This window comes from Azospirillum sp. RU38E (genome assembly GCF_900188385.1).
Taxonomy (GTDB): Bacteria; Pseudomonadota; Alphaproteobacteria; order Azospirillales; family Azospirillaceae; genus Niveispirillum.
Genome location: NZ_FZOI01000015.1, coordinates 60,243 through 73,496, shown reverse-complemented (window position 1 = coordinate 73,496; position 13,254 = coordinate 60,243). Strand labels below are relative to the sequence as shown.

The window sequence follows — 13,254 nt, the reverse complement described above, 5'->3', positions numbered from 1 at the left end:
AAAAAATCTCCCTGGATCGGTCACGATCAAGGGAGATTGGTATGAGACCGATTTTTCAGGCGAAAAATTCCCGTGACGAATCCGGGTGCTTCAGCCGGCTGTTGGCCTTCAAATGCTCGATTCAGGTCGAGGACGCCGGTTCAGAATCACGGGTCGACACTTAATCAATGCCAGCTTTTCTTGAACCACAGGCGCGACGCGAAGAGCGCCTAACGTCGCCGCCACCACAGCCATAGGCCTGTGATGCAAAGGCCGGCAGTGGCCAACCCGGCCAGCAGCACCAGAATCCGGCCGGGTAGACCCAAGCCTTTGCCGGAATGCAGGGGGTACTGCCAGGCAAAGAACAAATCGCCTCCCCCTTCTCCCCGGTCGTGCCGGCTTCCTAGAAGGCGGCCATCCATCATCGACACATAAACCCATAATCGACCATAACCATCCATGTCGCGGTCGTCGAAACGGCGAACGCCATAGACGCCATAACGGGGTAGCGGCACCACACTGTCCACGCCCCCACCAGCGAAGGCGACGGCTTGCTCCACCCCGATCGCAGGTGCCGCAACCGGTAGCACCGGAAACCCGTAATGCAGTCGTTCTGACACCGGCACCAGCAGCCGGGCTGCATCCCGCGTTTCCTCATGCCAAGTCAGGGTCAGGGAAGTGACAGCCAGGATGAAGGTGATTGGGAACAGCCACAGGCCCCCGGCGCGGTGCAGATCAAACAGCCATTTCAGGCTGAATCCGCGACCGCCCACGGCAAAGGACGCACGCCACTTAGCCAGGGCGGGGAAGGAAAGGGCCGTGGCGATGATGTGATCGATAATCCAGAACAAAGCCATCAGCCCCAGAATCCAGACCATCACCGGCCCCAGCATCAGATCCATATGCAGGGCGTAAAGCGTATCCATCAGGTGGCGGCGGTCAAAGGACAGCACCTCCGTCTCCCGCCAACCCAGCAAGGATCCGTCACGCGGATCAGCGAAAAGCTGAACGGAAACCGCTTCCCCGCCCCCCATCGGCGCTGATCCGACGATGGCGATGCTGTCACCCGCCCGGTTTGGAATATCCACGAAGCGCGCCGTGAAACCAGGCAGTTGCTGTGACGCCGCCGCCAGGGCCCGATCCAGGGCCGGCGGGTTGTCGCTTAATGCAACCGTCCGCCAGTCTGGATTCAACCAACGATCCAGCTCGTCATAAAATGTGATGGCCGACCCGGTCAGCGCCAGGGGCAGCAACCACAGCACGGCCAGCAGCCCGAACCAGCGATGCAGTCGGCGCGCCAGGGGGCGCCATCGCCAGGATGGTGCCCCCCTTTCCCCGGTAATCTTGGCCATATCAGTAGCGGACGGCTACCGACAGGCGGACATCCCGCCCCGGTTCATAGACGCCAGCCACCCCTTCCCAGCCAGGAATGGCATTGTAATCGGCGACGCTGGCATGGGCCCGGTACAGCTTGTCAAACAGGTTATAGACACCGGCTGTCACGGTAAGGCTGTCATCGCCCAGCGGCTGCCAGCGGGCAAAAAGGTCGACCACCGTATAGCCAGGCTTGCTGACATATTGCGTTTCGTCGATCCAGCCGATGGCAACGCCGCGCTGCAGAACCTCGATATCGTTCAGCGCATTGAACCGAGTTACCGCCACCTCAAAGCCCAGATCCTGCGTGGGGGCATAGCCCGCGGTAACGCTCCAGTTATTACCGACAGAGTTGCCCAGGCCGATATGTTCATATCCCTCGATCAGGTCGCCGTTGAGGCGTGACCGGTAATGGTTGTAATAGGCGTCGATGGCGAAAGGACCATGGCTGTAGCCAGCCCGCAATTCGACACCCTTGGCCCGGAAACGCCCAATATTCTCATAGTAGACCGCATCCTGGGGGGGCGCGCCATTGCCCAACTGGTCCAGGATCACATCCTTGATGCGCATGTTGTAATAGGCAACCGAGGCGCGGAACCCATCCTGGTCATAGGCCAGACCCGCCTCGAAATTGCCGACCTTTTCCGGTTTCAAGGTTGGCGACAGTGAGATACGGCGGGGCCGCTTTTCCAGGGTGAAAGCGTCGCCGATCTCCTTGCCCCGAAACGCCTGCGCATAGCCGATATTGGCCGACACGGCATCGGTGACCTGGTAGTTCAGGCCCGCATTCAGGCTGATCCCATCGCTGTCGGTACCGTTGGCATAGGTTACCTGCTCCAGATCATAGGCGTCATAACGGGCACCAACGCTCAACAGCAAGGGTTCCGCCACCTGCCAATGGTCCTGGATATAAAAGCCCAGCACTTCGCCCTTTTCCTTGAAGCGACCGACAGCGGCACTCCAAGCCCATTTGCCCCAGACCGCCGGATCACCCAGATATTCGCCGATCACCTGATCGTCACGATATTCGCTGCCGACCGTAATGTCGTGAGCCCCCAGATCGACGCGGGCACGCAGGTCGCCTCCCAGGCTGCGGATGGAGCCGCCATACAGCCCCCAGCGATCATAGCGGTCCTGGATAAAGCGTGACCGGGTCCAGTAGCCCGTCGCCTCCAGTTCCACCAGCCCCAGATCGCCCTGGTAATTAACGACACCCGTCTGCCGCTTGCCCTCTGCCGGGAACAGTTGTGCCCCCTCCAGCACCGGCCAGTTGGGCCGCTGTCCAAAGGACGCCTTCTCGTTACGTTGCTCAAAGCTAACGCTCAGTTGATGATCTTCAGCGACATGGCCACCCAGCTTCACAAAGCCAAGTTCCTGTTCTGCTGAGGTTCCGCGCAGCCGGTTGCCCGCCCCATCCTTCATGTCGTCGCGGTCAACACGGACATAGGAGCCGACAAAGCCGATATCACCCGCGAGACGCCCGTAAAGTGTGCCGCTTAACTTGTAGCCGTCATTGCTGAACCAGCCGGCCTTGGCGATGCCGCCCATGTTGCGATCCGGTGCCAGCAGGTCTTCGGCATCCTTGGTGCGAAAACGGATGGCACCACCGATGGCACCGAAACCGGCGGTCGCCTCACCGGCACCGGCCTGAACCTCCACGCTTTTCAGCAATTCCGGTTCAATGGAAACGCGCCCGACATGGTGGAATAGCGTGCCGCGCTGGGGAGCACCGTCGACGGTGACATTCAGCAGGCTGTCCTCCAGGCCCCGCACATAGATTTTCTGGGCGATGCCAACAGACCCGCCAACCGACACCGATGGCACCTGTCGGAACAGGTCAGACAGGTCGGATGCCTGCCGCATTTCGATTTCCTTCTGGTCGATGGCAATATCGGTCAGCACGCCAACAACCACGATTTCAGGCAGATCGGCTGCCGCTTCCTGCTCGCGCACAGCAGGGCGCACAGCAGCCGGCAGCGGCGAGAGGCTGTAGGTGCCACCCGGCCCTGCCTGTGCCCGCAGCCCAGTGCCGGCCAGAAGGTGTTCAAGCGCCGCCACGGGCGCGAAGCGGCCTGACAGGCCTTGTGTCTGCTTTCCACGGACGAGATCAGGATCGGCAGTGATGATGATCCCGGCCTGCTGGCCCCATCGGGCCACCGCCGTTCCCAGGGGGCCAGCGGGAATGTCAAATCCCTGTTCGGCGACCGCCTGTGCCAAGGCCGACGGCGCCGCCATAATCCCGGCCCCGGCCAGCAGCGCCACCGTCGCCGCCATCTGCCCCATCTTCATCCAGTTGCGCACCATCATCCTGTCCTTGGCAAAAATTATCTTCCACCATGGGGGACGGGCGAGTTTGCAAAACGGGACAGGACAGACAGCGAAAATTTTAACGACGGGCCGACAGCACCAGATCACCATCTGCCGTGCGCGTCAGGCCCAGGCCGGTGGCTGCCGCCAGTGCTTGAGCCGCCCGCTCCGTATCGTCCAGCGGGAAACTGCCCGTGACACGCCGACCGGCCAGGGACACAGGATCAAAGCGGATGGGACGTTGGCGCTGCCGGTTCAACTCTGCCAGCAGGTCGGTCAACGCCATATCGTCGGCTTCCAGCCAGCCGCGTGCCCAGGCGGCTGCCGCGCGGGGATCGATATCCGACAAGCGCTGGATGCCCGCACGTGTAATCAACGCCCGTTGCCCGGCAGACAGGTTCCGGCAATCCACATTTTGTTCATCAGCGCACACCTGCACATGCGATTCCACCACCGTGACGCGTGTGCCATCAGCCTGCTTGCGCACGATGAAGGCCGTGCCGAGCGCTGTCGCCGTGCCGTCCGTGGTGGCGACCGTGAAGGGACGCGCCACGTCACGTGCAACCACCGCCTGCACCTGGCCTTGGAACAGGGTGATACGCCGCACGCCAGAAGACAGATCGACGGCAACGGCACTGTTCCCGTCCAACACAAGTTCCGATCCATCGGCAAGCGCCAGAGTTCGGCGTTCCCCTATCCCCGTGCGGTGATCAGGAAATAACGGCGCCAGCAGGGGCGGCAGCGTAAGCCAGCCGCCCCCCACCACCAGGAACAGCACGGCCAGCGCTGCAATGGCAGGTCGCAGGCCCCGGCGCGCCCGGCGGGCGGCTGCGACAGTCAGCGCCTCACGTCCCACCCCGTCCAGCCGATCGAAGCGTGCGGCCAGTCCCCGCATACGCTCCAGAGCCACACGGTGTCTTGGATCCTGGCCGCACCAGCGCTCGCAGGCATCGCACACCTGTCGGCTGACATCGGCATCATCCAGAAGGGCGGCCCAATGGGCGGCACGCGCCACAATTTCCGCAGTCGGCTCAGAATCGGGAACCGCGGCGGCCGGCATCAAGCCTCTCCGTAAGCGAGCGCATAGCAATGGGCGTAAGCCGCCGCGATGTACCGCTTCACAGTGCGATCCGACAGGCCCAGCGCGGTCGCGATATCCGCATGGCTCATGCCCTCCAGCCGGCGCAGCATAAAGGCCTGCCGGGTCATCGCCGGCAAGGTATCCAGCAGCCGCAAGATACCGTCCAGCAACTGCACTGCCTCGGTAATCCGTTCCGGTGTCAGATGGTCGGCGGTGCCATATCGGTCACCCAGCACGTCCAAGTAGGCGCGCTCCACCTCACGCGCACGAATATCGTCGATCAGCAGGCGTCGGGCCACCGTTGCCAGATAGCGCTTGGCGTCATCAGGCAAAGCCGGACGGCGTTCCAGCAACCGGCAAAACGTGTCCTGCGCCAGATCCGCCGCCCTTTGCGGGCAGCGTGTCTGCCGCCGCAGCCAATCGCGCAACCAGCCACCATGCGCAGCATAAAGCCCTGCTATATCCGCAATGGCGTTGCCCACCAGAACCCCCAACCGGCTTCATCCGTTCCGCATATGAGTTAGCCAAAGTGCAATTGATTATCAACACCGATTGCATGACAGCGAGGGCGGTTGTCATTAGCCGGTTCGGAGCCTCCTCCTGTGTGTCATATCCTCGCAAAAATCGGCGTTTTCTAGGGTGTCCATCTTGCGTTTATGCCCAGGCCCCTCATTGCGTCAGGATAATTCCCAATAGGGGGATTTATAGACGGGTTCGGGGAGCAGACCTGGTGGTCCCAAAATAATTATCATTCCTAGTAAATCATCCATGCTGGTTCTCCCAGCTACAGCAGCCAAGTTAAGGGTTAATACCTTGATTTATTGAGAATCCGCAGAGCTCCCACCGATGTTGTCACAGACATCGGATGGTTGGGTGTTGGCCGCCTGGTTCGATGGGCATCCGGGGAATTATGGCCCCTCCTCCACCCTACAACCGCTTCATCCATCAGAAAGCATCCTTCCCATGTCCATGCGCTTTTCCCGGCCCCGCTGCCTGACCGCCATGTCCCTTGTTCTGGCCCTGACCGGCACGGCCGGCGCGCAGCAGGCCACCAGCACCGCCACCCAGGTGGCGGAAATGGCCAATGTGGGGGATGAGATTGTCGTCACCGCCCGCCGCAGCGCTGAAAAGGCCGTGGAAGTGCCCTTCGCCGTCAGCGTGATCGGCGGGCAGGATATTACCGAGGCGCGGCTGCAGAATCTGTCGGAAACCCTGCTGTCGGTGCCGGGGGTGGATATCAACGCCTCTGGCGGACCGATCGATTACAATGTCCGCATCCGGGGTGTCGGCTCGCTCTACAAGGTCAGCGCTGATGATAATTCCGTGGTGCTGAATATTGACGGGGTGGCCCTGTCCACCGCTTTCCTGTCGCTGGGCACATTGGATATTGAACGGGTGGAGGTACTGAAAGGCCCGCAAGGCACCCTGTTCGGTCGCAACAGCGAGGCCGGGGCCATCAACGTCATCACAGCCAAACCAACGCAAACGACCGAAGGTTATGTGCGCGGGGAGATCGGGCAGGAAGGGCACCGGCTGGGTGAGGCCGCCGTGGGCGGTGCCATAACCGATCAATTGAGCGCCCGCATCGCCGTCCGCTATAACGAGGCAGACAATTGGGTGGACAATGCCCGCGATGGCAAGCCGCTGACCACAATGTCCGATCTGGCCGGGCGTTTCAGCCTGGCCTGGGATAATGGCAATGGCACCGACGCCCTGTTGACGGTGGAGGGGCAGCGGGCCAAGGGCTATCTGAACATGATCCTGCTGCGCCCCTACGGCGATGATCCGTCGCTGGATATCACACCCGGTGCCTTTGATGAGAACAAGCGCACGGCAGGGCGTTATTCGGCTGAAATCAATCATGATTTCAGCTTCGCCCGCCTCACCTCCATCACGGCGGCCACCACATCGGATTATGTGGGCTGGAAGGCCTATGACACGGTCACGTATCAGGCCATGTACGGGATGCCGATGGAATATCTGGTGCGCGACAGTTCCAAGGAAACCGGCTTGAGCCAGGAATTGCGGTTGGCCTCCCTGCCGGATTCACGCCTGTTCTGGGTGGCGGGCGTGCTGGGCACCCATAGCGACCTGTCCTTCGACACGCGCGACCCTTTGCAGGGCCAGCAGCGTTTCCGTGATTTTACCTCCAAGAGCATTGGCATTTTTGCGGAAGCGACCTATCCGCTGACCGATGCGCTGAAGCTGACCGGCGGTATCCGCCAGTCGCATGAAAGCAAGGATTACGACGCGCGCTATATCAACACCTTCACCGGCACCACCACGCCCGACACGCGCGACCTGTCCGACAGCTACACCACAGGCCGGCTGGCCCTGTCCTATGAACTGGCCAAGGATACCAACCTTTATACCACGCTGGCACGCGGTTATAAGTCGGGTGGTATTTCCTATATGGCCACCAGCGTTTCGGACAGCGAGCCCTACAAGGCCGCCACGGTGAACAGTCTGGAAATCGGCTTCAAAACTGCCCCGGTCGGGGGGGATTTCAGCCTGAATGGTGCCGTCTTCCTGAACCAGATCAAGGATGATCATATCCTGAAATATGACAGCGCCACCTTCGCCATGTCGGTGGTGAATGCCGATGTGCGCAGCATCGGGGCGGAACTGGAAGGAAGCTGGCGCATCACCAAAGGGTTGGTGCTGAATGCCGGGCTGGTGCGGGTGAATTCGGAAATCCGCGACAATGTGCTGGGCCTGACGGCGGGTGATATTCGCGCCGGCAACAAGGTGCCCGATGTGCCGGGCTGGAGTGCCAATAGCAGCCTTGCCTATGAAGGGCAGGTTTCCGACGCCGGGCTGGCGGGGCAGCCAACCCTGCTGAACGCGCGCGTCGGTTATCGCTGGGTGGATAGCCGCCCCGCCGATGCCCAGAATAATTTCGACCTGGACGCCTATGGGGAGGTGGATGCCCGTATCGGCCTGTCCAGCGGCGGCAGCGAATTCTATCTCTGGTCCTCCAACCTGTTCGACAGCAAGCACGATGTTTATGGCTATGGCGAACTGGCCTTCACCGTTTTCAGCATCCACCAGTTGGGTGCCCCGGCGCGCGGTCGGGTGATCGGCATCGGCGCTTCACATAGTTTCTAAGGGCGGCGATATGACAACGAAAACCACGCCGTCGGCCTGGACGCTGCTGGCCAGCCTTTACACCACGCAATATCTGGGTCTGGGCTTCCTGGTGGTGGCGTTGGTTGCCATCATGATGGAACAGGGGGCCAGCCTGGAACAGGTGGGCATGGTCTATATGCTGGGCATGGTCTGGCCCTTCAAATTCATCTGGGCCCCGCTGGTGGACAAGATCAGCTTTGGCCGGCACGGCCATTACCGGGTCTGGCTGATCGTGACCCAGACAGCGTTGGCCCTGGTGCTGGCCCTGATGGGACAGGTGGATCTGAAGACGGATTTCACCACCGTCTATCTGCTGGGGTTGGGGGTGGCGGTGATTTCCGCCACCCAGGATATTGCCGTGGATGGGCTGGCTTTCCGGCTGCTGGCCCCGTCCGACCGGGGACTGGGCAATGGCATCCAGATTTCCGGCAACCTGCTGGGCAATATGCTGGGCGGCGGGCTGGTGCTGCTGGCCTATCCGTGGCTGGGCTGGCAGGTGGCGATGCTGCTGCTGGCCGGCGGTACGCTGATCTCCCTGGTGCAGCTTGTTTTCTTTAAGGAACCGGTGCAGGCGGTGGCGGGGGTGGTGCATGCCAACCCCTTCCGCTGTCTGGCTGCCTTCTGGCGGCGACCGGGCGGGCGGCGCTGGCTGCTGCTGCTGTTGATCTACCCGATCGGCAGCAGCCTGGGCTATGCGCTGATCACGCCCATTCTGGTGGAAGCCGGCTGGGGCATGGACCGGATCGGCTTTTTCGTCAATGTCATCGGGTCGGCCCTGGGCATTGCGGCAGCCATGGCCACCGGCTGGCTTTTGCAGAAATGGCCCCGCCGGCGGGTGATGCTGGGGGCGGCGTTGTTGCAGACACCGGGTGTGGCCGTCATCGCCGCCCCGGTGCTGGGCTGGAATGGCGATCTGGCCGTCAGTCTGGCCGCTGGCCTGTTCTTCCTGCTGTACAACCCGGCGGCGACCGTGCTGGCAACGTTGATGATGGATCACGTCTCGCCGGAAACGCCGGCGACGGACTACACCATGCAATATAGCGTGAACATGCTGTTCGCCATGGCGGCCATGTCGGCATCCGCCTGGCTGGCGGCGTCACTGGGCTATCTGGGCTTGCTGGGCATTGCCGTGCTGGCCGCGGTGGCGGCGGCGCTGCTGTCCCGGCATTATCGCGACGGGACGATGGCCGCCTTATCCTGAAGCCGGGGGGCGGCCAGCAGGCGGGCCGCCCCTTCCCGCCCCAGCAATGTTTCCAGGGCCGCCGGCACCGTCGCCCCCTGGTGGACCAGATCCAGCAGCCGGGCAAGCCCCTCCGGCCCCTGCCCATTCAGCCAATCCAGCGCCGCCAGCGGGACATAAGCAGAGGCCCAACCGTTGGGGGCGGCCCTGTCCAGCGGGCCAACCGGCACATCGCTGCCGGCCACGGCCAGCCGGGCCTTTTCCTGCTGGCGGGCCAGCACCTGGGCGAAGGCATCCGCCCCATCCGTTTCCCGCACACAGGCAAGCCCGATGGCGCCGGCCACCCCATCGGCCAGCCAAACGGAACCCGGCCCCTGGCGCAGGTCGGACCTTGCCAGCAGGTCGGCGCGGGCCAGGGCGGTGGCGATCTCCACCCGGCGCAACCGGCGCCCCGTGCCCTGATCGGCCACATCCCAGCCCGGTGCTTCGGCCAGCAGCAGCAGATCATCCACCCGCGCCGTCTGGCTCAGGCCACGCGGCCATTGCGCCAAACGGGTAACGGGGGGCACCGCCCCCAGCCAATGGCCCACACAGGCGCGCATGGCCGTAACATCCTGCACCAGGGCCGGCACCATGCCGCTGCGGCTGGCATCATGGCTGACTTCCACCCCGTCCAGCCGCTGGGTGATGGCCCCCGGTGCCCAAAGGGCAGCAAAGGTGAGCGGGCCATTGACGCGCCCCTGACCGATCAACTTTTCCCCCTGCAGCAGTTGCCAGCGCCAGTTGCCCGCCGGTGCCAGGCCCGCCGCCGGCACGGCAAGGGCGGCAGGCAACGATGGGATATCAGCGGGCAAGCCCTGGCGCTGCCGGGGCAAGGTGGCCCGCAGCAGCCGGGCCGGGTCCAGCCCCAGCCGGGGGGCGATATCGCTTTCACGCAGCCAAAGTCCGGCCCTGGTCAACCAAGTGGGTTCCCCTTCTGCCGACCATTGCGGCACCTGCACTGACCAGCGGAGTTCCAGGCTGCAATCGGTGCAGTCGCCAAGTTCCAAGATCAAATGGTCGGCCACCTGTTTTGCCAGAACCGGTTGCCCCCCGATACTGGCCGCCTGCAACTGGAACCCATGCGGTAATTCCGCATCCAACCGCCGGCCCTGTACCCCGTCCAGCCGCCATTCCCCCCGCACCACACGGCTGGCGGGGTCGATGCTAAGGCGCAGGTCGCCGCCGGCCACGCGCAATGGCAACAGATCGGCTGTCCATAGCCGTTCCCAGGCCGCCCCCTCCAACTCGGCATTATGCCGGGAATGGCCCCCATCATCGGCGTCCAGTCGGCTGGCAAAGGGCAGGCCGATGCCGGCCAACAGCAGCAGCGCCACCACGCCCGCCAGCCCCACCGGCCCGCGCAGGCGTGCCCAGGCCAGCGACAGGCGGCCTTCCTCCGTTCCGCGCGGCAGGGCCAGCCCAGCCAGCACCACCAGCAGCAGGCAGAGCGCCAGCTTGAACCCATCCAGCGCCAGCAGGTATGAGAGCCACGGTCCCCAGCCGGTCAGCCCGGACAGGCTGGCCTTGGGCGCAATGCCCATTTCCGCCAGCGGGAAGCTGACCAGTTCCAGTTCATGATTCAGCACCAGAAAGAAGGTCAGCAGCATGGAAGCGGCATAGGCCAGCCCCGCCCGCCGACAGATGGCGTGCAGCAGCAGCGCCAGCAGCGCCAGTTCCAGCAACGGCGGGGCCAGCATCAATAACGGATATGACAGCGCAAAACCGGGATCGACCGCAGCCCAGGGTGCCGCCAACAGCGCCACGATCAAGCCCGACAGGCCGGGCAGCAGCGACAGCATCAGCGTGACCGCCAGCACCGCCAGCGCGCGACCGAAAAGACGCACATAATCAGGGGCGGGCGCGGCATCCAGCATTTCGCCAAAGCCGGGCAGATCATCGGCCCGCGCCAGCAGACCGGCCAGGGCTGCCACGGCAAAGGCGATCACCAGGAAGATGGCGCTTTTCAACAACGGCAGCGACAGTTCCAGCCGGGGCACCATCGGCCCTTCGGCATGCCAGACACCATGAATAAAGGCCGACAGCACACCCAGCGCCAGCAACAGCAAGACCCCGGCCCGGAACGCCCGGCCCCGCAGCAGCCGGCCCGCCTGCCATGCCGCCTCTGCCAGCAAGGCGCGGCCCCAGTGCAGGCGTCCCGTCCCATCCAGCGCTGGGGGCCGTGGCCCGGCGGGCAGCAACAATGCCGCTTTCTTCACTTTCTGCTGGCGGGCGGTTCTTTCCAGCGCCAGATCCTCCCGCCTTGTGCGGGCCAGCGCCCAGGCCAGGGCCAACAGCGGCAACAGGCACCAGAGTGCGCGGTTGGCCAGCAACGGCACATCCAGCGGCAACAGGCCGGTGGATTTCTGCGCCGGCCCCCAGCCTTCCACCGTCTGCAAGACGTGGGTGAACAAAGACGGGTCGATGGAAGCCCCCAGCACCGGGTTAATATGCCCTTCCTTCAGCACCACCACGGCAAACATCCAAAGCAGCATCAACCCCGCCGCCACGGCAAAGGGGGCAGCCAGCCCCCGCCCGCGCAGCGTCGCCAGAAAGTAAAGCGCGCCCAAGCCGCAGGCCGCCGGCACCAGCAGCCACAGAAAGGCAAAGCCCAGCGCCATCCAGGGCACCGGCCCGATGGCACCATCAGGCACCAGCGACAGCCATTCCAGCACCGGCGTCACCAGGAACCCGACCAGGATCGAGGCCGACAGCAGCACCGCCAGCAAGGCGGCTCCCAGATAGCGGCCCCAGAGCAGGGCCGTCAGGTTCACCGGCAGGGCCAGCACCACCTCATGCAGGAACACCGACCGGTCGCGCAGCAGGGGGCGGGCAAAAACCCAGGCCCAGGCAAAGAACAGAAAGAACATGCAGCCCGACGCCATCAGATAGATCAGGCTGGCGGCATTGCGGGGGACTTCTCCACCGCCCATCTTCTCCACATAGCCGGCATTGGTCAGGCACATCAGCAGATAAAGCGTCAGGCCGATAAAGATCAGCGGCACGATGCCGCTGTGCAGGCCGGCGCGGAATTCCGCCACCGCTTCCCGCCGCATGACCGCCCAGCCACTCATGCCGCTTCCCCACAACCGGCCTGCGCCAGGGCCATATAATAAATATCCTCCAGCCTTGGCGGATGGGGCGTGAAGCCGTGGTCGGGCGGGGTGTCGCCCAGCGCCACCACCCGCGTGCCGGCGCGGGTGGCCACCAGATGCAGGGCCGGTGGTACCGCCTCCCCGCGCGGCACCAGCCGGGACCAGAGGCGACCGGCGCAGGTCGCCGCCAGCTCATCCGGCGTGCCCTCTGCCAGGATGCGCCCCCCGGCCAGGATGGCGACGCGGGCGCACAGATTCTCCACATCCTCCACAATATGGGTGGAGAGCAACACCACCGCATCTGCCGCCACATCGGCCAGCACATGGTGAAAGCGGTTGCGCTCCGCCGGGTCAAGCCCGGCGGTGGGTTCATCGACAATCAACAGGCGCGGCTGGCCGATCAGCGCCATGGCGATGCCGAACCGGCGCAACATGCCACCGGAATAGGTGGAAACCGCCCGATGTGCCACCTCAGCCAGATTGACCTTTTCCAGCAGGTGCCCCACCTCCGCCCGGCGTTCGGCCTTGTCCGTGCGACCCTTCAGCCAGGCGAACCGGTCCAGCAGATCGCGGGCCGAAACGCCGGGATAGGCACCGATGGTTTGCGGTAGATAGCCCAGGCGACAACGCAGATGCTGGGGATCGGCCAGCACATCCACCCCATCCAGCAGGATTTGCCCGGCATCGGGGCGCTGCAGCGTCGCCAGCGTGCGCATCAGGCTGCTTTTGCCCGCACCGTTCGGCCCCAGCAGCCCATACATGCCGGGCGGCACATGCAGCGACACCCCATCAAGCGCCTTCACGCCGTTGCGATAGGTCTTGTGCAGATCGACAATATGCAGGCCGGGCAGTGCCATGGCGATGCTCCCCCAGAATGGTGAAGCGACCGACGATAGGGGTTTTATCCCCTGCCGCTGCCCCGTTCGGTGCGACCGCTACCCGGATCGGGCTGAAACTGCGTGATGGCTGGAAAATTGACCCGATCGGAGTGAAAGCCACCCCGATCGGGGTGGCAGCAAGATTGCGGGTGATTATCACTCCGGCCCTTGCCCTCTCCCCCTGCCCGGAAG

At 63.8% G+C, this 13,254-nt stretch carries 8 protein-coding genes; 2 read left to right on the top strand and 6 right to left on the bottom strand.

Translation table 11 applies throughout. From position 1 onward, the window contains the following. Nucleotides 1-209: 209 nt before the first annotated feature. The 4 genes from CHB97_RS20030 to CHB97_RS20015 form a co-directional block, all read right to left on the bottom strand. Complete coding sequence (locus tag CHB97_RS20030) at nucleotides 210-1,331, bottom strand: PepSY domain-containing protein (RefSeq protein WP_089289781.1); 1,122 nt, start codon at nucleotides 1,329-1,331, stop codon at nucleotides 210-212. A gap of 1 nt (nucleotide 1,332) precedes the next feature. Next, nucleotides 1,333-3,660 carry a TonB-dependent receptor gene (locus CHB97_RS20025; RefSeq protein ID WP_244559630.1) on the bottom strand — a complete coding sequence of 776 codons (2,328 nt, stop codon included), beginning with the start codon at nucleotides 3,658-3,660 and terminating at the stop codon, nucleotides 1,333-1,335. Between the two features lie 79 nt (nucleotides 3,661-3,739). Continuing rightward, a complete protein-coding gene (locus tag CHB97_RS20020; RefSeq protein ID WP_089289780.1) occupies nucleotides 3,740-4,720 on the bottom strand; it encodes a FecR domain-containing protein in 981 nt (326 codons plus the stop codon). After that, nucleotides 4,720-5,223, bottom strand: a complete 504-nt coding sequence (locus CHB97_RS20015) for a sigma-70 family RNA polymerase sigma factor (RefSeq protein WP_089289846.1) — start codon at nucleotides 5,221-5,223, stop codon at nucleotides 4,720-4,722. The genes CHB97_RS20020 and CHB97_RS20015 overlap by 1 nt, the downstream gene beginning before the upstream one ends. Nucleotides 5,224-5,704: 481 nt before the next feature. Between CHB97_RS20015 and CHB97_RS20010 the strand changes: the two genes are divergently transcribed. Continuing rightward, a complete protein-coding gene (locus CHB97_RS20010; protein ID WP_160106059.1) occupies nucleotides 5,705-7,849 on the top strand; it encodes a TonB-dependent receptor in 2,145 nt (714 codons plus the stop codon). A gap of 10 nt (nucleotides 7,850-7,859) precedes the next feature. Continuing rightward, nucleotides 7,860-9,071 (top strand): MFS transporter, encoded by a 1,212-nt coding sequence (locus tag CHB97_RS20005; RefSeq protein WP_089289778.1) that lies wholly within the window; start codon nucleotides 7,860-7,862, stop codon nucleotides 9,069-9,071. Here the strand turns inward: CHB97_RS20005 and CHB97_RS20000 are convergent. Next, nucleotides 9,038-12,163, bottom strand: coding sequence for a hypothetical protein (locus CHB97_RS20000; protein WP_089289777.1), 3,126 nt, complete (start codon nucleotides 12,161-12,163; stop codon nucleotides 9,038-9,040). The genes CHB97_RS20005 and CHB97_RS20000 overlap by 34 nt on opposite strands. Next, entirely contained in the window at nucleotides 12,160-13,041 is an 882-nt protein-coding gene (locus CHB97_RS19995) for an ABC transporter ATP-binding protein (RefSeq protein WP_089289776.1), read from the bottom strand. The genes CHB97_RS20000 and CHB97_RS19995 overlap by 4 nt, the downstream gene beginning before the upstream one ends. Between the last annotated feature and the right edge of the window lie 213 nt (nucleotides 13,042-13,254).

Excerpts from the sequence above, each read along its gene's own strand:
- CHB97_RS20030 (WP_089289781.1), bottom strand. The coding sequence starts at position 1,331 with ATGGCCAAGATTACCGGGGAAAGGGGGGCACCATCCTGGCGATGGCGC.
- CHB97_RS20025 (WP_244559630.1), bottom strand. The coding sequence starts at position 3,660 with ATGATGGTGCGCAACTGGATGAAGATGGGGCAGATGGCGGCGACGGTG.
- CHB97_RS20020 (WP_089289780.1), bottom strand. The coding sequence starts at position 4,720 with ATGCCGGCCGCCGCGGTTCCCGATTCTGAGCCGACTGCGGAAATTGTG.
- CHB97_RS20010 (WP_160106059.1), top strand. The coding sequence starts at position 5,705 with ATGTCCATGCGCTTTTCCCGGCCCCGCTGCCTGACCGCCATGTCCCTT.
- CHB97_RS20005 (WP_089289778.1), top strand. The coding sequence starts at position 7,860 with ATGACAACGAAAACCACGCCGTCGGCCTGGACGCTGCTGGCCAGCCTT.
- CHB97_RS20000 (WP_089289777.1), bottom strand. The coding sequence starts at position 12,163 with ATGAGTGGCTGGGCGGTCATGCGGCGGGAAGCGGTGGCGGAATTCCGC.
- CHB97_RS19995 (WP_089289776.1), bottom strand. The coding sequence starts at position 13,041 with ATGGCACTGCCCGGCCTGCATATTGTCGATCTGCACAAGACCTATCGC.